Genomic DNA, 20,166 nt, shown 5'->3' on the forward strand with positions numbered 1-20,166 from the left:
GGCTGGTCCGCAAAACCGCCTTGCAACCCAAACCAGCCGGCGCTTTTGCGGACCAGCAACGGGGAGAACTGTAACCCATGTATCCGGTCCATTCTGTTACCCATCCATCGGCTGGACAGAAGCAGCCAGAGGGGGGCGGTCGAGGAAGTACGCGACGCAAAGCAACGTCGGAGTGTGGCCGCGAGGACCCCACCCGGCCGCTTCGCGGCCACCCTCCCCTCAAGGGGGAGGGAAATGGCGCAGCGTGTCATCATTTCCCCGCAAACTTGTCCGTCGCGTAGATCAGCCGGTCCAGAATGCCGGGCTCCGAAGAGGCATGTCCTGCCCCCTCGACGAGGAAAAATTCCGCGTCCGGCCAGGCCTTGTGCAACTGCCAGGCATATTTTGCCGGGCACGGCATGTCGTAGCGGCCATGCACGATGACGCCTGGAATGCCCTTGAGCTTCCCCGCATCGCGCAAAAGCTGCCCTTCCTCCAGCCAGCCTCCGTGGACGAAATAGTGGTTCTCGATGCGGGCAAAGGCTATGGCGTAGTCGACTTCGCCGAACGGATCGCTGGTTTCCGGCTCGGGCAGAAGCGTGATGGTCTCGCCCTCCCACAGGCTCCAGGCGAGTGCTGCCTCCACCTGCTTTTCGCGGTCGGCGCCGGTCAGCCGCTTGCGGTAGGCGGCCATCATGTCGCCGCGCTCGGCCTCGGGGATCGGCGCAACAAAGCGCTCCCACTTTTCCGGGAACATCTGCGACACGCCGAACTGGTAATACCATTCGAGCTCGGCGCGGGTCAGCATGTAGATTCCGCGTACAACGAGCTCGGTGACCCGCTCGGGATGCGTCTCGGCATAGGCGAGCGCCAAGGTCGAGCCCCATGAGCCGCCGAACACCAACCATTTGTCGACGCCCATCATCTCGCGCAGCCGTTCGATGTCGTCGACCAGATGCCAGGTGGTGTTGGCTTCCAGCGAGGCGTTGGGCGTGGATTTCCCGCAGCCGCGCTGGTCGAACAGGATGACGTCGTAGCGCTCTGGGTCGAAGAAGCCGCGGTATTTCGGCAGGCTGGTGCCGCCCGGCCCGCCATGCAGGAAGACCGCCGGCTTAGCGCCCCTGGTGCCGACGCGTTCCCAATAGATCGTGTGGCCGTCGCCGACATCCAGCATGCCGGTCTCGAACGGCTCGATCTTAGGGTAGTGAGTACGCAAATTCATAGCTGCAGTCCGCTTTCGGGCCAGTTTTCGGTTTCGTGGTCGGGATGCTGGAAGGAGATGATCTGCTCCTGCCGCGAGTAATAACCCGGATCCTCGTGAACGCGCGCCTCGAAGATCTTTTCCACCCAAGGCAACCGCACCGCATAATTGACCTGGATCTGCGGGGCGAGGTCGGACCGGTCGTCGAAGGCGCCGATGGCGATCTCCAGCCCGTCTGGATGGCGATAGGTCAGCGGCGTGCCGCAGCGCGGGCAAAAACCGCGGTCGATGTTGACCGAGGACTGGAAATAGCTGGGCTCCTCGCGCATCCATTCGACGCCGTCCTTCGGCGCGGTAACCAGCGCCGAGAAAAACGAGCCGAACTGTTTCTGGCACATCCGGCAGTGGCAGATCGAGGCGCGCCCAAGTTGACCGCGAATGCGGAAGCGCACGGCGCCGCACTGGCATCCGCCGGTCCGGACGGTTTCGGTCATGATCTTTCCTCCTGCAGCCAGATTTCGGTGTCGTGGTCGGGATGCTGGCGGTTGGACAGCGCGATCCTATCGAACCATGCGGTAGAATCTTCGTCAGGCGGCAGCGCGGCGAGTTCGTCCAGCCAGGCGATCTTCGATTCCGGCGCGCCCTGGAAACCGGGTTTTATCGCCGCCGGATCGTCGAGGCTGCCCAGCGTGACATTCGGGCCGGTGCCGCCAAGCGTCTCGAAGATCAGCGGCGTGCCGCAGTCCCGGCAAAAACCGCGCCGTACCGGGTCGGAGGAATGGAAATAGGCGATCTCGCCGCGCGTCACCCTGAGCGTACCGTTGAGCGCCTTGGCGAGCGGCATGAAGTAATTTCCAGCCGCCTTCTGGCACATGCGGCAATGGCAGATATGGGCGTTGCGCAGCTCGCCCTCGACGCGGTAGCGGATCGCGCCGCACTGGCAGCCGCCGGTGATCGCCCGGGCGCTCACGGTTTTTCCTCCGGCGGCCAGGTTTCGGTGTCGTGGTCGGGATGCTGGCGGTTCGAGTGGCGGATCGCCACCACCCAGTCGACGTCCGGCCCGCCGCCCGTCTCGCCTTCATCCGGTACGCTGGTCAGTTCGGCGAACCAAGGCATGCGGCCCTGCAGGCCGTCCTGCGATTTCGGCTTGTGACGCTCGGGATGGTCGAGCGAGCCGATGGTGATCGTCCTGTGGCCGTAATCGCCGATGTAGCAGAGCGGCGTGCCGCAGGCGGCGCAAAAGCCGCGCTGGCCCGAACCGGAGCTACGGAACGTTGCGGGCTCTCCACGCGTCCAGGTGATCGCTTCCGGCGGCACGTAGATCATTGCGGAAAACAGGTTGCCCATCGCCTTCTGGCACATGCGGCAATGACAGAGAAAAGCGTTCTCGCCGGCATCGGCAATGGAATAGCGCACGGCGCCGCACTGGCAGCCGCCGGTCAGCGGAAGTGTGCTCATGTCTTGCCCTCCGGTGGCCAGGTTTCGGTGTCGTGGTCGGGATGCTGGTAGGAGACGAGGTCGGCCAAGAAGGGCGCCGAGGAAATGTCGGCCATCGTCTCCTCGCCCGGCAGTTCTGGAATGTGATCGACATAGGGCAGCTTTGCTTCGGTGCCCCACTGGACGGTGGGTGCGATCTCTTCCGGCTTGTCGAACGCGGCAATCGCCAGCGCCACGCCGTCCGGCGCCTCGTAGGTCAGCGGCGTGCCGCAATCGCCGCAAAAGCCGCGCCAGGCATAGTTCGACGACCGGAATTTTTTCGGGGCGCCGCGCGTCCAGGTCAGCTTCGCCTTCCGTACCGACACCAGCGGCAGGTAAAAATTGCCGGCCGCCTTCTGGCACATGCGGCAGTGACAGATCGAAGCGTCGCCCAGCGCGCCCTCGACGCGGAAACGCACCGCGCCGCACTGGCAGCCGCCGGCATAGAGGGGCAGATTGTCGAGACTCATGGCATCAGCCTTTCGCGGGCTCGAACTCGTGGCAGACGGCCTCCATGTTGTTGCCATCCGGGTCGATGACGAAGGCGCCGTAATAATTCGGGTGATAGTGCGGGCGCAGGCCCGGCGCGCCATTGTCCCTGCCGCCGGCGGCGAGCGCGGCCGCGTAAAAGGCGTCGACCTCGGCACGGCTGCGGGCGGTGAAGGCGACGTGCTGGCGATCCCGCGGCTTGCCGCCCTCGTGCAGCCAGAAGGTCGGACGCTCGCGGCCGTAGCCGCCGACCTTCACGCCGCCGGTGAACTGCAGCGGCACAACATAGAGCAACGACGCACCCAGCGGCGCCATCGCCTCATCGTAGAAGGTTTTGGAGACCTCGAAGTCGGAAACGGTGATGCCGGTGTGGTCGATCATGGGACTGTTCTCCGCTTGCGGTTCAGGCTGGAGCAGTATCTAGCATTTCAAGCCGTTGCGCTTGAAGCTTTGCGTCCTCGGCCCTCACCGCTTCACCTCCCACGTCGTCACGCGCTGGCCGGTGGAGGGGTCCTTGCCGTCCTTCAACTGGATCCCCTCAACCAGGAGTTCGTCGCGGACACGGTCGGCGTCGATCCAGTTCTTCTGCGCAATGAAAGCGAGGCGCTCGGCGATGCGCGCCGAGACATCCGCCTCGTCGACATCGGCATTCGAGACGTCGAAGCCGAGGAAGGCGAGGCTTGCCTTCAGCACGCTCGCCGCTTCGGACTGCTCCGGGGCTTCGGCCGCGAGTTCGTTGAGGACCTGGAAGGCCGAATAGGTGCCGAGATCGTCGGCCAGACGCGACAGGAGTTCGCCGGAGACGGCTGCCTCGGTATCGGTCGCGGTATCGGCGACACGTTTCCATTTGCGCAGCGTGTTCTCCGCCTCCTCCAGCTTGCGAACCGAAAAATCGATCGGCTCGCGGTAATGCGTCATCAGCATCGCCAGCCGCAGCACCTCGCCCGGCCATTTTCGGCCGCCGAATTTTTCGGTGTGCAGCAGCTCGTAGATCGTGACGAAGTTGCCCTCGCTCTTCGACATTTTCCGGCCTTCGACCTGCAGAAAACCGTTGTGCAGCCAGTAGTTGGCCATCACATCTGTGCCGTGGGCGCAGCGCGACTGGGCAATCTCGTTCTCGTGGTGCGGAAAAATCAGGTCGAGCCCGCCGCCATGGATGTCGAAAACCTCGCCTAGATAGGCGGCCGACATCGCCGAGCATTCGATATGCCAGCCCGGACGGCCCCTGCCCCACGGGCTGTTCCAGCCCGGCTCCTCGGGCGAGGAAAGCTTCCACAAGACGAAGTCGCCAGAACTCTTCTTGTGCGCGTCGACGGCAATACGGGCACCGGCCTGCTGCTCCTCCAGCGGGCGTTTCGACAGTTGCCCGTAGTCCGGCATGGAGCGGGTGTCGAACAAAACTTCGCCGTTGGCTTCATAGGCGTGGCCGCGTTCGATGAGATTTTGAATCAGGCCGATCATGTCGGTGCTGCCGTCGGCGCGCGGCTCGACGAACTCCGTGGCGCGCGGCTCGAAAGTGGGCGGCAGGCAACCCAGCGCCTTCACGTCGTCATTGAACTGGTTGGCGGTCTTTTCGGTGACGCGTCGGATCGCCTCGTTCAGCGACAGCTTTCCGCCGGCGATGTCAGGCCCGAAATCGCGCAGCGCCCGGTTGTTGATCTTGTCGTCGACGTCGGTGATGTTGCGCACATAGGTGACGTGCTCCTCGCCATAGAGATGGCGCAGCAGCCTGAACAGCACGTCGAACACGATGACCGGCCGCGCATTGCCGATATGGGCAAAGTCGTAGACGGTCGGCCCGCAGACGTACATGCGCACGTTGTTGGCATCGATAGGGGAAAAGTCCTCCTTCGACCGCGTCAGCGTGTTGTAAAGCCGCAGAATCTTGTCCGTCATCGCCCGTCCCGTTTCCTTCGCCCACCCATTCCGCATGGGTGCGCAAAACACCAGCCTGCTGGCCGGGGCGTTTTTCGGATCGAAGAGGATTGAGCGAAAACGACCGGACCAGCGAGAGCGCTAGCCGATAATGCAGATGCCGCAAATGGCAAAAGTCGTCTTCATGGCCAGCCTTATCGCGCCAGGACGCGACGCGCGTCAAGCGGCGTGATCGCAAAATGCGGCAAGGCGTCTTACAATGTTACGACAAAGCCATACGCGCGGCACGTTTTCGTTGCATTTTCCGGCTAACATCTGCGTCAGAGGGCAAAGCTTGGAGCGGCGAGCGCCAAGGAGGCGCGGGTCAGGCGGCAAAACCGATTTCTCCCGTGGCTCCAGAGCGTTCCGACGAGCCAAGTGGCGTGACGGGAAAGCAACACCGGCAAGCTTTCCTTAAGCATGTCTATACTTAATTGAGCGAATTGTCGGAGTATGTAGGAGTCGCGGCCACGGTTTTGTCCAAGTCGACGAACAAGTGGCCGGCGCAACGACAAGTGACCAAGGGAACTGAAATGTCCATCCTGAAGAGCGAAGCCGAACGAGCCCGCGCTCAAGCCGCTAACCTGGTGAAGCACTATCGCGCCATCGGCCCCGCGGCGGTAGCGGGTGCGCTGGCTGCCGCCAAGAAGCGCAAGCCGGCGGTGCCCGTACGAGCCGCGCCCGCCAAGGCCTGAACGGCTTTCGGCCGCGCCGTACCCGGCAGGAGAGCGGCGCCTTGAATATCCCGGCGGATCGAGGAGCGCCGATGCGCTCCCGCCCAATCGAGGCTTAGCCCGTCGCGCGAGGCTATTGCCGGGCCGGATACGGCTTTTAGGCCGCGCACAATATTATGTTAGAACAGGCTGAACTGGTCGTCGTCCTGCGGCGGCCTGGATGGTTTTGACTGTTTCGGCGGCGCCGGCGGAGGCGGGACTTCGACGGCGACGCGCTCCTGGATCTCCGGCCCGACATTGGTCACCTTGTTGACCAGATCGGAAACCGGGATCGCCTCGAACAGGGCCGGCAGCGGCGGCTGCATGATGTCGGCCACGTCGCGTGGTTCCAGCGTGCGGCAATCCAGCCAGCGGGCAAAGTCTCGCGGAGCGACGACCACCGGCATGCGGTCGTGGATATGGGCAATGTCGGGCGTGGCGGCCGTGGTCAGGATCGCGCCGGTATCGATCTCCGATCCGTTGGGATCGGCATAGGTTTCCATAAGCCCGGCGAAAGCCACGAGCCCCCCGTCGCGCGGCCGCATGAAGAAAGGCTGCTTGGTTTTGTCGACGGTCTTCCACTCGTAAAAGCCGCTGGCGGGAATGAGCGCGCGGCGATGGCGCATGGCCGCCTTGAATGTGCCGCGCTCATCCGCAGTTTCGGAGCGAGCGTTGATCAAGAGCGACAGGCTCTTGGGGTCTTTTGCCCAACGGGGGATCAGGCCCCAGCGCACCAGCATGGCTATGCGATCCGGCAGGTTGGAGCCCGGCGGCTGCGGATGGCCAGCCGCCACCATCAGGATCGGCTGGGTCGGCGCGATATTGTAGCGGGCCGGAAAATCCTCCAGATCGGTGAGCGACAGGAACAGAGCGACCTGGTCGGGCGTCGCCATCAACGTGAAGCGTCCGCACATGAAAGCGCTCTCCTTGATCCCGGCTTCCGGATGGAGTGAATAAGCGGCAGGTTCGAGACTCAGCCCGTACGCATAGTGTGGGATTCGCCCACGCCCGCAACCCTATCGCGCGACATCGTCGCAAAGGTGACAGCTTGACCGCGCCACAGCCCATCCCCGCCGTCTCGGTCGCCCTGGTGCGCGGCGAACGCGTGCTGCTGGTCAAGCGCGGCAGGGCGCCGTCGCGCGGGCTCTATGCCTTTCCCGGCGGCCGGGTAGAGGCCGGCGAGACGCTGGAGGAAGCGGCGCGGCGCGAACTGTTAGAGGAGACTGGATTGCAGGCTGGACCGCTCAGCCCGGTGATCGAACTTGTGGTCGGAGGCGGCAAGGAGGACGCGCCGGTGCAATTCCGGCTGCAGGTGTTTTCCGCGCAGCATATCGGCGGCGAGCCGGTTAGCGCAAGCGACGCCGAGGAAGCGGTCTTCTTCACCCTTGACGAACTGAAACGCCTGCCCCTGACCGGCATGATCGAGGAAATTTCTGAACGATTGCTCGCAAGAAGCTGAAAACGCGATGAGATGTCGTTTCGGTCGCCTTGCCCCCGCCAAAATGATCGGCCACAAGCCGGTCATGGGGCGAGCGGTTTTCGCGATGTTGGTGTTTTCGGCGGGCGTCACGATCACGACCCCGGCCGCCGCGCAAACGACCGAAAGCCCCTTCGAGGACAATTTGTTGCGGCTCTCGGAAATCCTGGGTTCGCTGCACTTCCTGCGCAATCTGTGTGGCGAGAAGGGCGGCAGGTGGCGCGGCGAGATGGGAACCCTGCTTGCAATCGAAAACCCCGATCCGGAGCGCAAGGCGCGGCTGGTGGCGCGCTTTAACCGCGGGTATCGGGCTTTCGCCGGCAACTACACGGTCTGCACCGCCGCGGCGGTGGAAGCGACTGGCCGTTACATCAAGGAAGGCGAGCAGCTTTCTCGTGAAACAGCGGTCCGCTATGGAAATTAGGAACGCGTTAACTTTTTCGCCAATGCGAGCGTGCAGTGCGGGACAAGTGTGGTAGAACCCTTAATGGGACATTAAAAATTTGAATCAAGTTGGCCGTTCGCGGCCATGGATTTGAAGGGTGAGGATGTGAGTATCGAGCATAACACGAGTGACATCGATGCGCTGGTACGCGAGGAAAAGCGCCTGACCGCCGTCGAATGCCACACGGAAGCCTGGGCCGAAGGGCTTTCGGCAGGCATCGAGACGGACATCATCGCAGAAGCCGCGCTGGCCACGGCGCTCGGGGAGATTTTCCGCTGCAGCGGGGAGAATGTCACGCTGTCGCTTATCGACCGAATGCGCGAGCGGGTCGTCGCCGGCGATTTCGCACCTTCGCAGTCGCGACATTGAGTCGTCACGCAAATCCACGATCCGTGCTATAGGACTGACGGCGGACGGCGCATTCGCGGAGAATTGTTGATGAGGTTCCTAGCGGCCCGGAGGGGGCACCCCGCGGCGGTCGCGGGAATTTTTAGCATTTGCCGGCCCGCCCTGCTTTGCCTGACGATCGGCGTGGCGCTTTCTCTGAGCGGCGTCCCGGCGCTGGCGCTGAGCGAGATCAAGCGCGAGGAACTGCCGGCGCCTTCCACCCAGCAGCCGCAGGGCGACGACACCGAAAAGACCGTGCCGCTGCCGGAGGCCACATCGCCCTCCACGACCGAGCAACCGGACGAAACGACCCCTGCCGATTCGGACGACACGACCGAGCCCGCCGGGCAGGCCAGGCCGGATCCGGACGAGCCGGCACCGGAAGTGCTTTACGACGTTAGCCAATTGCCGCCGGACGTGCAGAAGCTGCGCAACCAGATGCTCGAAGTCGCCAAGAGCGGCGACATCGAAAAGCTGCGGCCGCTGCTCGGCATGGGCGACGACATGACGCAACTGTCGCTGATCGCCGTCGAAGGCGATCCGATCGACTACCTGAAGAGCCTCGCCGGCGACGAGGACGGGCAGGAAATCCTTGCGATCCTGGAAGAGGTGCTGTCGGCCGGCTACGTGCATCTCGACGCCGGCAAGCCGGAAGAACTCTATGTCTGGCCGTATTTCTTCGCCGTGCCGCTGGACAAGCTCACCGGCCCGCAGCGGGTCGAATTGTTCAAGATCGTGACCGCTGGCGACTACGAGGAGATGAAGAACTTCGGCTCCTACATCTTCTACCGCGTCGGCATCACGCCGCAGGGCCGGTGGGCGTTTTTCGTCGCCGGAGAGTAGTCCTACAGAGGCAGCGCCTCGGAAAACCGCACCGGCTGTCCTCTCCCCGGCGCGACGATCTCGCCTTCCCACATGATGCGCTGGCCGCGCACGATAGTGCCGACCGGCCAGCCGGTCACCTGCCTGCCGTCATAGGGCGTCCAGCCGGCCTTCGAGCCGGCCTGGGCATTGGTGATCGTCTCTGAGCGCTTCAGGTCGACGATGGTGAAGTCGGCGTCGTATCCCGCGGCGATGCGGCCCTTGCCGGCCATGCCGAACAGCCGGTTCGGGCCGTGGCTGGTGAGGTCGACGAGACGTTCCAGCGTGAGCCTCCCCGCATTCACATGGTCGAGCATGATCGGCACCAGCGTCTGCACGCCGGTCATGCCGGAAGGCGAGGCCGGATAGGGTTTCGCCTTCTCTTCCAGCGTGTGCGGAGCATGGTCGGAGCCGAGCACGTCGACCACGCCGTCTGAAATGCCGAGCCAGACACCGAGGCGGTGACGGGCCGCGCGCACTGGCGGGTTCATCTGGATCAGCGTGCCCAGGCTCGCGTAGTCGTCGGCCGTCAGCGTCAGGTGATGCGGCGTCGCCTCGCAGGTGGCGACGTCCTTGTGGTCGCGCAGGAAGGCGATCTCCTCCGCCGTCGAGATGTGCAAGACGTGGATGCGCGCCCGCGCCCGCCGCGCCACCCTGACCAGCCGCTCGGTGCAGCGAAGTGCTGCGATCTCGTCGCGCCAGACCGGATGCGAGGACGGATCGCCGGGCACACGCAATGAGGCCCGTTCGCGTAGGCGAAATTCGTCCTCGGAATGGAAGGCGGCGCGGCGGCGGGTGTTCCTGAGGATCGAGTACACGCCGTCGTCGTCCTCGACCAGCAGGTCCCCGGTGGACGAGCCCATGAAGACCTTTATGCCGGCCGCTCCCGGCAAACGTTCTAGTTCGCCGACGTCTGCCGCGTTGTCGCGCGTGCCGCCGACCCAGAAAGCGAAATCGCAATGCATTCTATTGGTTGCGTGCGAGATCTTGTCCGCCAGGGCAGCCTCGCTGGTGGTCAGCGGGTTGGTGTTGGGCATCTCGAAGACGGCGCTGACGCCGCCGAGAACCGCGGCGCGCGAGCCGGTCTCGAGGTCCTCCTTGTGCTCCAGCCCTGGCTCGCGGAAATGAACCTGGCTGTCGACTACGCCTGGCAGAATGTGCAGGCCGGTGCAGTCGATGGTCTCGCCGGCGGAGGCGCGGGAAAGATCACCGATGGCGGCGATGCGACCGGCGGTGACGCCAATGTCACGGTGGCCGGTGCCGTCGTGATTGACGACAATGCCGCCCGTCAGGAGAAGATCGTAGGACGCCGCCATGTGACCAACCACTCTTGTTCAAGGGTTTTCCGGGGCTTAGTTAAGGATCTCGCCGATTGCAAGCAGCCAGACTGACGCCATGCCAACCGCACTCCTCGACGACCGCGCGCTGATCTCCGTCTCCGGACTCGACGCGGAGCACCTGCTGCAGAACGTGATCACCACCGATCTCGAACAGCTTTTGCCTGGCGAGATCATGCCCGGGGCGCTCCTGACACCTCAGGGAAAGATCCTGTTCGATTTCCTCGTATCTCGGGCGGGCGAAAATGCGTTGCTGCTCGACTGCCGCGCCGACGTCGCCGACGACCTGGTGCGCCGGCTGACGCTTTACCGGCTGCGCGCCAAAGCGGAACTAAGAAAGCTGGATCAACAGCTTGTGCTGGTTTCATGGCGGGATGAATCAAGCGGCTCAGAAGCCGATTCGACACCGGATGGCGCGCTGCGAGACCGGCGATTTCCAGACTCCTCCGCGGCATGGCGGAGCTATGGGGGCAGCGCCACCAGCAGCCTCGAAGATCGCGTGAAGTGGGAAAGATTTCGCATTCTCAACGGCATAGCCGAGAGTGGCAGTGACTTTTCCCTGAATGATGTTTTTCCGCACGACGTTTTGCTGGATCAGACCGGTGGCGTAGGCTTCAGAAAAGGATGCTACGTCGGCCAGGAAGTTGTCTCACGCATGCAGCATCGCGGCACGGCGCGGCGACGCGTGCTGGTCGCCACCGGCGACGCCGACCTTCCTTCGGCAGGCACAGACATCCAGGCGGCAGGACGTCCGGTCGGCACGCTCGGTTCGAGCGCCGGACGCCTAGCCATCGCGATCGTACGCATCGACAAGGTGAAGGCGGCGATGGACGCCGGCATTCCGATCACCGCGGGCGAGGCAAAGTTGACGCTCGCCATTCCGGCATGGGCAACATTCACCTTCCCGCAGGACGCGGCCACGGCGGAGGAGGCCTGATGGCGCCGGACCGGGCGGGAGCGCCGCCGCGCGCCTGGCAGCGCATGCTTTCAGGCCGGCGGCTCGACCTGCTCGACCCCTCGCCGCTCGACATCGAGATTTCCGACATCGCGCACGGGCTGGCGCGGGTCGCCCGCTGGAACGGCCAGACGTTCGGCGACCATGCCTTTTCGGTCGCCCAGCACTCTCTACTCGTCGAGGCGATTTTTTGCGCGCAGATGCCTGCGGCTTCACCTGACCAGCGGATGGCGACGCTGCTGCACGATGCGCCGGAATACGTCATCGGCGACATGATCTCGCCGTTCAAGGCCGTGGTGGGCGGCGACTACAGGATGGTGGAGGAGAGACTGCAGCACGCAATCCACCTGCGCTTTTCACTGCCGCCGAAACTCGACGCCAAGACGAAGAGCGCTATCAAGCGCGCCGACCAAATCGCCGCCTATTTCGAGGCGACGGTGCTTGCCGGATTCGGCACGACGGAGGCGGTGCGCTATTTCGGCCGCCCGAACGGCATTTCCGCCGACGGGCTGGATTTGCGGCTGCGGCCCGCCAAGGCGGTGCAGACAGCATTCCTCAGACGCTTCGAGGTGATCGAGAAGGCACGCAGAGAGAAGGCATAGGCCGGACTAGGGTGCGTTGATATTCAGGTGATGCTGGCCTGCAAATGGCGGTTTTCTGCGCTTCCGGTACTCACGTACCAGCACGTACGCTCCGTTCCGGTTCTCGAAATCCACCATTTTCGGCTCAGCCTGACCTGAATATCAACACACCCTAGATCGGCGGCGCCGGCAGAGGAATGCCGGCGCCGCGTGTTGCGAATGCTCAGATGAACTCCATTCCGGAGACCGTCGAGGAGCGGGCAAGCAGGGTTTCGACGTCGTCGATGGAGATCTCCTGCCCGGCGAACTTCAGAGTCTCGACGCCGGAGACCAGCAGATCGGTGCCCTCCTCCCGTCCGCCGCGCGCATGGATCACCTGGATGCCGCCCGAAGTGTCGCGGAAGGTGAATTCGCCGATCGCATTGACCCAGACGGCGGTGTCGTCGCCCTCGCCGCCGGCCAAACGGTCATGGCCCGCGCCGCCGACCAGCGTGTCGTCGTCGGCACCGGCGCTGAGCACATCGTTGCCGCTGCCGCCGTCGAGAAAATCGTCGCCGTTCTCGCCATAGATTCGGTCGTTGCCGGAGCCACCCCAGGCGCGGTCGTTGTCGACGCCGAGATAGATCAGGTCCGACCCGGCGCCGCCCCAGGCGTCGTCATTGCCCTCGCCGGCGCGGATCGTGTCGGTGCCTGATCCCCCGTTGAGCCGGTCGTTGCCGTCGTCGCCAGCAATGACGTCGTTGCCATTGCCGCCGAGGATCGTGTCATTGCCGTCGCCGCCGACAAGCGTGTCGTTGCCGTCGCCGCCGTCGAGGCGGTCGTTGCCTTCGCCGCCGAACAGCCGGTCGATGCCGAGGCCGCCATAGGCCTGATCGTTGCCGGCGTCGCCGTAGATGACGTCATCGCCGTTCTCGCCATAGATGCGGTCGTCCTCGCCGCCGCCACGGAAGGTGTCGTGGCCTTCGCCGCCGAAGAGGCGGTCGTTGCCAGCCTCGCCATAGATCAGGTCGTTGCCGTCGCGGCCGTAGATCAAATCGTCACCGCTGCGGCCGTAGAGCTTGTCCGCCGCCGAAGTACCGACGATGCGATTCGCGTCGTCATTGCCAATGATGGTCGCCATGTCTTTTCTCCGTCCGCTTTGCGGCGGCGTCGAGCCGGGGGTCGGCTCGACCGTCATCGCCGTTGCAAGGCGGGAAACGCGACGGGCAGGCGTCTATTCCGTGAAGGACGGGATTTTTTTGTGGCCGGCAAGACGGCTCGATGCGGCGCCGAAATCCGGTGCCAGCCGTCTCATGAAGGCGGCGGCAGGCCCTTGTCGCTCCTGCATTTGGCGAGCGGCAGAATCTTGCCGGCAAAGACGCGGGTGATGCGCTGCTTGCCGGCATCGGTCTCCACCGTCATGCAGGCGCAGCCGTAGCCATAATCCTGTTCGGGGTGCTGCGTCTTGACGAACTGTTTTGGGTCGAAGTCGGGCGCGTTGTCGACGCCGGCGGCGTCGGGGCCATCGGCCTCGCCCTGCGAGGCGATCGTCCAGGTGGCGTCCCTGTCGATCAGCCAGAGGTTGCCGGGGGTCGGATTGGAATACCAGCCGCAGCGGCGCTCGGCGGCGTGGGCGGCGGACAGCCCGGCCAAGACTGACATGGTCAAGAACGCCAGGCGCAGACGGACGGCGGATTTCATGATGCCCTCTCTCAAAACGAAACAAGTAGGGCACGAAAACTGTGGGGTGTACAACCGCCGTCCGGCAGCCCGGCTTGTCAGCGCCCCTGCCGTTCCAGCCGGTCGAGAAACCACTGCGTCAGCCGCACCCACACCTCGTCCTTCTCGCCGGTGTCCTCGCAGCCATGGTCGAGATTGGGATTGTCGTTGACCTCGATGACGAAGACGCCGTCCTTGGTCTCCTTGATGTCGACGCCGTAGAGCCCGTCGCCGATGCAGCGCGCCGCCCTGACCGCCGTCTCGACGACATGCGGCGGCGCCTCCTTCAGCGTGAAGGTTTTTATGCCGCCCTGGTCGGGCTTGCCGTTGGCCTTGTGGTTGACGATCTGCCAATGCTTTTTCGCCATAAGGTAGTGCACGGCGAACAGCGGCTGGCCGCCGAGCACGCCGACCCGCCAGTCATAATCGGTCGGGATGAATTTCTGGGCGATCAAGAGGTCGGAATCCTCCAGCCACTCGACGGCAAGCGCCTTCAGTTCCTCGAAATTCGACGCCTTCTTGACGCCGCGCGAGAACGAACTATCGGGGATCTTCAGCACCAGCGGGAAGCCGAGCATGTCGGCGGCGAGTTGCAGATCGGACGGGCCGGCGATCATCACCGTGGGCGGCACCGGCACCTTGTTGAAGGTCATCAGTTCGTTGAGATAGACCTTGTTGGTGCAGCGGATCATCGACAGCGGGTCATCGATGACCGGCATTCCCTCCTGCTCGGCGCGCCGCGCGAAGCGATAGGTGTGGTTTGAAATCGCCGTGGTCTCGCGGATGAACAGCGCGTCGTAATTGGCGAGTTTCGCGAGGTCCCGCTTGGTGATCGGCTCGACCTCGACGCCCATCTTCTCGGCGATGCGCGCCCAATGGCGCAGCGAGCTGATCTCCGACGGCGGAAGCTGCTCGGCGGGGTCGACCAGCGTGGCGAAACTGTAACGCGCCGGGGTGCGCGCCTTGCCGTCGCGCCATTCACGGCTGGTGTAGGCTTGCAGGCCGGACAGGAAACGCTGCTTGTCCTCCAGCGGCAGGCGGCCCAGCGGACAGAAGCCGATCCTGTGGATCGAGGCCCATTGCTGACTGTCCTTGATCGCCACCTCCAGCGCCGGGGCGCGAAACCAGTCGAACAGCAGCTTTGCAAAACGGTCCCAGGCCTTCGACGGGCCGATGCCGAAGAAGAACGAGACTTTTGCAGGAAACGCGCCGCCGAGATCTTTTCGGCACTTGTTGAGCGCCAGTTCGAGTTCCGGCAACGCATGCTCGTAGAGTTTTCGCTCCGACAGGTCGATCATCGTCTCGACGGTGGGGATGACCTTGTGGCCGCGCGAACCGGCGAGCAGCGAGGCGTAGTAGCCGCGGCTCTGATAGGCGTAGCTGTTCGACAGGTTGATGACCTTCGGCCGCTGGCCGGAAAACAACGCCGGATGGGCAAGGTAGTCGCGGTTGGTGATCACCTTGTGCGGCGTGTCGACCTGGTCGATGTCGCTGTTGCGGCCGGTGAGGATGACCCAGGTCATCGAAAATCCCGTGTGCGAGGGCGTTGCGGCAAAGGGGCGGATGGTCTTCGAAGGGGCAGGGTCAACGCGGTCACGGCGGCGTGGTTCCGCGCTCGGCACCTGGCGGCGAGCCGTGCCGGTCCTCCGCCGCGAGCGGCCTTTCGAAACGCAGGGCCGCGGCGCCGTCGGCATAATAGTCCGGCTTGCGGCCGAACCGGCGATAGCCGGATTTTTCGTAGAGGCCGATGGCGCGAACATTGTCCTCGCGCACTTCCAGGCGCATCGTTTTCGCGCCGCGCCGCGCCGCCGCCTGCTCGGCTTCGGCCAGCAGGGCGCGGCCGATGCCGGAGCGGCCGGGCGCTGCGGCGATCGAATAGAGCCGAGAAACATCGCTGCCGGCGCGGAACAGGATCACGCAGCAGCCGGCGATTTGGCCGCCATCCGCGGCGACCAGAACAGCGGCGGAGGGTCTTGCCAGAAGCGTCCGCCAGGAGCGGCGGGATATGCGGTCGGCGTCGAAAACGGCCTGCTCGACCGCGACGAGAGCATCGAGGTCCGAAACGCGGGCCGGGCGAATTTTGGGAGGCATCGGGAGTAGGAAAGACCTCGGTCGCGGAGCGGGGGACGCAAGCAAACAAATTGCCGCCAGGACATGATTCCGCGCCGGCATCCATGCGCTTTCGCTCCCGGAATTGGGCTGAATTGTGACGTGATCGGCGCGCGTGGACTTTCCCCATTGCAGGAGGAGGAAGTCGCAGAGAGGGGACGAGGTGATATCGCGTTTCAGGCGACCTAGCTCGCCAGCCCTTCCTTGATCTGCCGCCAGGCATTGCCGGCGACGGCGTCGAGAACCTCCTTGGGCGCGGCGCTGACGATGGCGCAGCCAAACCCTTCGTCCAGCCAGTAGACGGCGCTCGGACCGCCGCCGACAGGCGTGTAGACGCCCTTGGTCTTGGCCTTGCCCTCGGCGGAGAGATAGATCGACACCTGGTTTCCGGCGTGGTCGGCATAGACCAGCAAGGCCGCAACATGACGTCCGGCCGGCAGGATGCGTCCGCCCAGAAGCTCAAAACCTTGCGCCGACAGATCCGGCGCGACGAGCTTCAGGCCGGTGCGTTTCGACAGCCAGCTTTCAAGATAGGTCTTGTCGACGCCCTTGACCTCCACCGGGCGCGGCTGGTCGACAGCGAAGGTGACGTAGGCACCGATGGCGCTGTCGGCGAGGCGGTCGGCCGGCCCCGCCGCGTCACCGGCGGACCCGACCGCCCCGAAATAGCCGGCGGCGCCGCCGACGACGAAGATCAAGGCCGCGGCCGCGGCCTGCCGCCACCAGGCGGAGCGGGCGGCCGGCTGGACGCGCTTGCCCTCGCCGGTGACGATCGCAGCCAGGCGCGCCGGCACCGGCTCCTCGGCGAGGCCGGAAACCGCGCCGCGGATCAGCGCCAGGTCGTCCGAATAGCGGGTGGCGCGCGCGTTCATGTCGGGGTTGGCGTCGAGCCACGACTGATACAGGGCACGCTCGTCCTCCGGCAGCTCGCCGTCGAGCGCCAGGTGGATGTCGCGGTCGGAAAAGTCGCGCGCGATCATCGGTCGACCACCCTGATGGCGCGGCGGCGCGACCCGTCGTCGAGCAGCGCACGCAAATCGTCGCGGCCGCGCGCGATGCGCGACATCAGCGTTCCCGCCGGCACGCCGAGAATGGTCGAGGCCTCGGCGTAGGAAAAGCCTTCGACCGAGACCATGAGGATCGCGGCGCGGCGCTCGGGGCTGATGGTCTGCAACGCCTGCAGCACCTCGCGGGAACCGGCATCTTCGTCCTGCTGGGCCGGCACCGCCATCGCCTCGAACCCGTCGAGCGGTTGCATCGCTGCCTCGCCGCGCCGCTTCTCCTTGCGCATCTGGTCGACGAAGAGATGATGCATGATGGTGAACAGCCATTTGCGCGGGCTTTCGCCGGTGCGCCAGTTGTCGAGATGCTCCAGGGCGCGCTCGAGACAATCCTGGACGAGATCGTCCGCCCTGTCGCGGTCGCGCAGCAGCGCGCGCGCATAGCGCCGCAGCTTCGGGATCTCCTCCAGGATCGCTCTTCGCCTGTCGTCCATGCGCGACGCTTGCACCGCTGCCGTTCCGCCGACCCTAGAAATCCGATTTCGGTGTCTTGTTCAAGCCCACGGTCCGGCGGCGCCGCCTGCGCCTGCTGCCGAGGTCAACGACGGAGGGGGGCGGATTCTTCCAATCCATCAATGAAACTGAACGGCAGGCGAAGTCGCGCGGCCGAAAAGGGGAACCCTTCCCCGCACTTATCGCGCCGCCGCCCGCGTCAAGAGCCGCTGGTAGAACAGGCCGATGCCGATCAGCACGGCGCCGAGACCGATGAAGGACAAAGCGCGCAGCACGCCTTCCAGTTCCGACATGTCGAACAGGAAGACCTTTGCCACCGCAATGGCGATCAGCGCGCCGGAGGCGACGCGCATGACGAAGGAACCCGTCCTCACGCCGGCGACCAGCAGCGCCACGCCCATGACCAGCCAGAGCGCGGAATAGGTGTAGGTCTCCAGCGGCTCCAGGCCCTTCCACAGGCCGATGAACTCGCCCTTGAAGACACGGCGCACCGACAGGGTGGCGTACATGAAGGCGAGCGCGGCGGCGGTGACGCCAAGCATCATGCCGTACCATTGCGGGCGTTTTTCCCGCGCATACCAGGCGAGCAGCGCCGCCGCGATCGCCGGCAGCAGATAGGCAAGGAAAAGCAGGTTGAAGACGGGAATTTTGCCGGTCGATTCGTCGGTGAACAGCGGGTCGAGCAGCAGGAAGTGCTGCATCGCAATCATGGCGACCGACAGCACGCCGATGGCGAGCGAGCCGTAACGCAGCACCGAACTCGGCGCGCGCAGGTCGAGCGAGATCAGGATACCGCCGGCGGCGAGCGCGATCAGCGAATAGATGGCCTGCTCGGCGAGCGTGACCTCACCCGTGTCGAGGATGCCGCCATGCATGGCGTGGCGCGTAAGCATGGCGAGCGCCAGCAGCGCGAAGAAGATCGCCGCGCCTTGCATCGCCAGGCGCGGTCGGCCGGCTGTGGTGCGTCCCAGTTGCCAGGCGGCGAAGCCGAAGGCCAGCGCCGGGATGCCGTAGCCGGGCAGCAGGGCGTTGAAGATCGGCGTCGTGCCGAGCGCCGCCGCCCCGACGATAGTCGGATCGATCGCGGCACGCGCCAGCACGACGACGACGGCGCCGACCGACAGCCAGCCAAGCGCCGGCCAGGAGCGCCAGCGCGTCGCCAGCGCTGGCAGGACGGCGGCGGCGCCGACCAGGATTGTGGTGAGCGCAGGGCCGAAACCCATATGGATGGCGCCGACCAGGGCCGCGCCGGCGCCCGCCAGCAGGAAGGATATCGCGGTGCCGCCTGCAAGCGGTGGCGGTTCGGCGCGGGAGACGAATTCGGCGCCTGCGACCAGCGCGAACGCAAGTACAAGGGCGCCAACCGCGTAGGGATAATCCACATCCGGATTGCCGAAGGCGTTCCACAGCGCGCACAGGACGACGATGGGCACGATTGCCGCCGAGGCGGCCCAGCTTGCCCCGCCGGCGCGGCTGGCAGCGAGTATCCGGGCCATGAGGACACCGGCGGCGATGAAGACGGCCGAGAGGATCAGGCCGGGATAGAACAGCGCGCCGGCCGAAGGCGCGACCGAAAACCCTTCGACCGAGACAGGCTCGCCCATCACCTCGAATTCAAACAAACCGGCGAGGCCGAGCCGGAGATAGACGAGAACGATGGCGATGCCGGCGCCATAGAGCAGCGGCAGCGCGCCGGCGCGCCAGGCGGCCAGCGCCAACATGGCGATGAACAGCGCCGTGCCGTAGAAAATGCCGCCGAGCGCCTGGAACTCGGGATCGATCATGAGGCCCATGGCCGCCACGGCGACAAAGAAGGCCGGAACCGAGGCTGGGAAGGAATGGTAGCCCGGGCCTGTCCCCTGCTCGCCCCGGCACCAGATGACGGCAAGGCTGGCGAGCGTGACCGCGTTGATGAAACCGACGACGGCAAGGTCGGGCGGCCTGACGTCGGCCATGTATAGCAAGCACCACAGGCCCGTGCCGGCGAAGGCGGCGGAGGCGAGCAAACGCCAAAGCCGGATGCGGGCAATGGCGACCGCGCTGACCAGCACGATCGCCAGATAACCGAACAGCGCCCAGGCGTTGGGCGCCTGCGAGGAGACCAGCACCGGCGTGACGAAGGAGCCGAGCAGGCCGACGCCGGCCAGCGCCTGACCGTGGACCAGCGCCAGCGCGATGGTGGCGATGCCGATGGCGCCGAGCAGCGTGAAAGCAGCGGCAGGCCCGATAAAACCGTAGATGCCGTGGGCGGCATAGACCGTGCCGAACAGGGTGAAGGCGCCGGCGGCGGTGAGGATGGCCGGGATGTAGGCCCCGGCGATGCCCGGCACCGGTACGGCGAAGCCGGTGCGGCGGATCAGCTCGCCGCCTGCGACCAGCAGCAGGCCGAACAGGCCCGCGAGGATCAGCCGCGTGCCCGGCCCGAACCAGCCGGCCTCGATGGAATAGCGGACGAGGAAGATGCCGCCCAGCGCCAGCGCCACGCCGCCGACCCACACGGCCCAGCGTGTGCCGAGTGCGGTTTCGAGGTCTTGCGTCTTCGGCGGGGCTTTTGCAGCTATGCCGGGCTTGGCGACCGATCCGGCGGCAGGCGCTGCCGGCACTTCGGCAAGCGCCTTTTCGCTTTCCGACGCGCCGGCCTCGTCGGCCTCGGCGGAGGCTTTGGCGTCGCTTTCCGTCGCGGCGGCGGTTTCGACCGATTTTGGACGCAAGGCGGCAAGGCCGGGTTCATCCGATGCCCCCGTGTCCGCCTGGTCCGGCATGGCGGCTGACCCGGCAGTTGCGGCGGAAGCGGTTTCGGCGGTGGAAGGCGACAAGGATGCGGGGGACGACACGCGAGCGGACGCGGCGGCTGCCGGTTTCGTGGCCGCCCTGCCCTCGCCCGGCATGATCAACGAGCGCAGCGCCGTGATCTCGCGCTCCAGCGCAGCCACGCGCCGTTGCTGGCGCATCGCAACGACAACCAGAGCGACGATGGCAATGGCGCCGAGCAGGCCGGAAAAACTGTCGAGCATCGCGGTCGCTCGCCCG

Annotated in this window: 23 protein-coding genes; 7 read left to right on the plus strand and 16 right to left on the minus strand. The window is 65.3% G+C overall.

The features are described 5' to 3' along the window. Window positions 1-250: 250 nt before the first annotated feature. The 7 genes from pip to cysS all read right to left on the minus strand — a co-directional run bounded on the left by pip (window position 251) and on the right by cysS (window position 5,041). The gene (pip, locus tag RB623_RS28335) at window positions 251-1,201 is read right to left on the minus strand and encodes a prolyl aminopeptidase (RefSeq protein WP_308060481.1); all 951 of its coding nucleotides are present in this window, start codon (window positions 1,199-1,201) and stop codon (window positions 251-253) included. After that, window positions 1,198-1,674, minus strand: coding sequence for a GFA family protein (locus RB623_RS28340; protein WP_308060482.1), 477 nt, complete (start codon window positions 1,672-1,674; stop codon window positions 1,198-1,200). The genes pip and RB623_RS28340 overlap by 4 nt, the downstream gene beginning before the upstream one ends. Further along, a complete protein-coding gene (locus tag RB623_RS28345; protein ID WP_308060483.1) occupies window positions 1,671-2,150 on the minus strand; it encodes a GFA family protein in 480 nt (159 codons plus the stop codon). Before RB623_RS28345 ends, RB623_RS28340 begins: the two co-directional genes overlap by 4 nt. Continuing rightward, entirely contained in the window at window positions 2,147-2,638 is a 492-nt protein-coding gene (locus RB623_RS28350) for a GFA family protein (protein WP_308060484.1), read from the minus strand. Before RB623_RS28350 ends, RB623_RS28345 begins: the two co-directional genes overlap by 4 nt. Further along, window positions 2,635-3,126 (minus strand): GFA family protein, encoded by a 492-nt coding sequence (locus RB623_RS28355; RefSeq protein ID WP_308060485.1) that lies wholly within the window; start codon window positions 3,124-3,126, stop codon window positions 2,635-2,637. Before RB623_RS28355 ends, RB623_RS28350 begins: the two co-directional genes overlap by 4 nt. A 4-nt stretch (window positions 3,127-3,130) precedes the next feature. Beyond that, the gene (locus RB623_RS28360; RefSeq protein ID WP_308060486.1) at window positions 3,131-3,526 is read right to left on the minus strand and encodes a VOC family protein; all 396 of its coding nucleotides are present in this window, start codon (window positions 3,524-3,526) and stop codon (window positions 3,131-3,133) included. Between the two features lie 84 nt (window positions 3,527-3,610). Beyond that, window positions 3,611-5,041, minus strand: coding sequence for a cysteine--tRNA ligase (gene cysS, locus RB623_RS28365; protein WP_308060487.1), 1,431 nt, complete (start codon window positions 5,039-5,041; stop codon window positions 3,611-3,613). 551 nt (window positions 5,042-5,592) lie between these two features. Here cysS and RB623_RS28370 point away from each other — a divergent pair. Next, window positions 5,593-5,754: a transcriptional regulator gene (locus tag RB623_RS28370; protein WP_308060488.1), complete on the plus strand. Its 162-nt coding sequence runs from the start codon at window positions 5,593-5,595 to the stop codon at window positions 5,752-5,754. A gap of 158 nt (window positions 5,755-5,912) precedes the next feature. On the opposite strand, the gene RB623_RS28375 is transcribed toward RB623_RS28370, so the two are convergent. Beyond that, window positions 5,913-6,686: an SOS response-associated peptidase gene (locus tag RB623_RS28375; protein ID WP_308060489.1), complete on the minus strand. Its 774-nt coding sequence runs from the start codon at window positions 6,684-6,686 to the stop codon at window positions 5,913-5,915. Window positions 6,687-6,820: 134 nt separating this feature from the next. Here RB623_RS28375 and RB623_RS28380 point away from each other — a divergent pair, with 134 nt between their 5' ends. From RB623_RS28380 to RB623_RS28395, 4 genes are all read left to right on the plus strand, one after another. Next, window positions 6,821-7,231, plus strand: a complete 411-nt coding sequence (locus tag RB623_RS28380) for an NUDIX hydrolase (RefSeq protein WP_308060490.1) — start codon at window positions 6,821-6,823, stop codon at window positions 7,229-7,231. 85 nt (window positions 7,232-7,316) lie between these two features. Further along, entirely contained in the window at window positions 7,317-7,673 is a 357-nt protein-coding gene (locus tag RB623_RS28385; RefSeq protein ID WP_308060522.1) for a TIGR02301 family protein, read from the plus strand. Window positions 7,674-7,805: 132 nt separating this feature from the next. Beyond that, window positions 7,806-8,063, plus strand: coding sequence for a hypothetical protein (locus RB623_RS28390; RefSeq protein ID WP_308060523.1), 258 nt, complete (start codon window positions 7,806-7,808; stop codon window positions 8,061-8,063). A 162-nt stretch (window positions 8,064-8,225) separates the two neighbouring features. Then, window positions 8,226-8,924, plus strand: coding sequence for a hypothetical protein (locus RB623_RS28395; RefSeq protein ID WP_374121753.1), 699 nt, complete (start codon window positions 8,226-8,228; stop codon window positions 8,922-8,924). Window positions 8,925-8,926: 2 nt separating this feature from the next. On the opposite strand, the gene RB623_RS28400 is transcribed toward RB623_RS28395, so the two are convergent. Next, window positions 8,927-10,258 (minus strand): dihydroorotase, encoded by a 1,332-nt coding sequence (locus tag RB623_RS28400; protein WP_308060491.1) that lies wholly within the window; start codon window positions 10,256-10,258, stop codon window positions 8,927-8,929. 79 nt (window positions 10,259-10,337) lie between these two features. Here RB623_RS28400 and RB623_RS28405 point away from each other — a divergent pair, with 79 nt between their 5' ends. Further along, the gene (locus tag RB623_RS28405) at window positions 10,338-11,216 is read left to right on the plus strand and encodes a folate-binding protein YgfZ (RefSeq protein WP_308060492.1); all 879 of its coding nucleotides are present in this window, start codon (window positions 10,338-10,340) and stop codon (window positions 11,214-11,216) included. Further along, on the plus strand, window positions 11,216-11,836 hold the full coding sequence (locus tag RB623_RS28410; protein WP_308060493.1) for an HD family hydrolase: 621 nt from the start codon (window positions 11,216-11,218) through the stop codon (window positions 11,834-11,836). The genes RB623_RS28405 and RB623_RS28410 overlap by 1 nt, the downstream gene beginning before the upstream one ends. A gap of 202 nt (window positions 11,837-12,038) precedes the next feature. Here RB623_RS28410 and RB623_RS28415 read toward each other — a convergent pair whose 3' ends face one another. The 7 genes from RB623_RS28415 to RB623_RS28445 all read right to left on the minus strand — a co-directional run bounded on the left by RB623_RS28415 (window position 12,039) and on the right by RB623_RS28445 (window position 20,150). Then, the gene (locus tag RB623_RS28415) at window positions 12,039-12,935 is read right to left on the minus strand and encodes a calcium-binding protein (RefSeq protein ID WP_308060494.1); all 897 of its coding nucleotides are present in this window, start codon (window positions 12,933-12,935) and stop codon (window positions 12,039-12,041) included. Between the two features lie 170 nt (window positions 12,936-13,105). Continuing rightward, window positions 13,106-13,456, minus strand: coding sequence for a DUF4087 domain-containing protein (locus RB623_RS28420; RefSeq protein ID WP_374121754.1), 351 nt, complete (start codon window positions 13,454-13,456; stop codon window positions 13,106-13,108). A gap of 116 nt (window positions 13,457-13,572) precedes the next feature. Then, window positions 13,573-15,036 carry a RimK family protein gene (locus tag RB623_RS28425; RefSeq protein WP_308060496.1) on the minus strand — a complete coding sequence of 488 codons (1,464 nt, stop codon included), beginning with the start codon at window positions 15,034-15,036 and terminating at the stop codon, window positions 13,573-13,575. Between the two features lie 70 nt (window positions 15,037-15,106). Then, window positions 15,107-15,604: a GNAT family N-acetyltransferase gene (locus RB623_RS28430; RefSeq protein ID WP_308060497.1), complete on the minus strand. Its 498-nt coding sequence runs from the start codon at window positions 15,602-15,604 to the stop codon at window positions 15,107-15,109. Window positions 15,605-15,807: 203 nt separating this feature from the next. Beyond that, window positions 15,808-16,602 carry an anti-sigma factor gene (locus tag RB623_RS28435; protein WP_308060498.1) on the minus strand — a complete coding sequence of 265 codons (795 nt, stop codon included), beginning with the start codon at window positions 16,600-16,602 and terminating at the stop codon, window positions 15,808-15,810. Beyond that, entirely contained in the window at window positions 16,599-17,117 is a 519-nt protein-coding gene (locus RB623_RS28440; RefSeq protein ID WP_308060525.1) for a sigma-70 family RNA polymerase sigma factor, read from the minus strand. The genes RB623_RS28435 and RB623_RS28440 overlap by 4 nt, the downstream gene beginning before the upstream one ends. Before the next feature lie 198 nt (window positions 17,118-17,315). Then, on the minus strand, window positions 17,316-20,150 hold the full coding sequence (locus RB623_RS28445) for a DUF2339 domain-containing protein (protein WP_308060499.1): 2,835 nt from the start codon (window positions 20,148-20,150) through the stop codon (window positions 17,316-17,318). Between the last annotated feature and the right edge of the window lie 16 nt (window positions 20,151-20,166).

The organism is Mesorhizobium sp. LHD-90 (assembly GCF_030929505.1).
GTDB lineage: Bacteria > Pseudomonadota > Alphaproteobacteria > Rhizobiales > Rhizobiaceae > Kumtagia.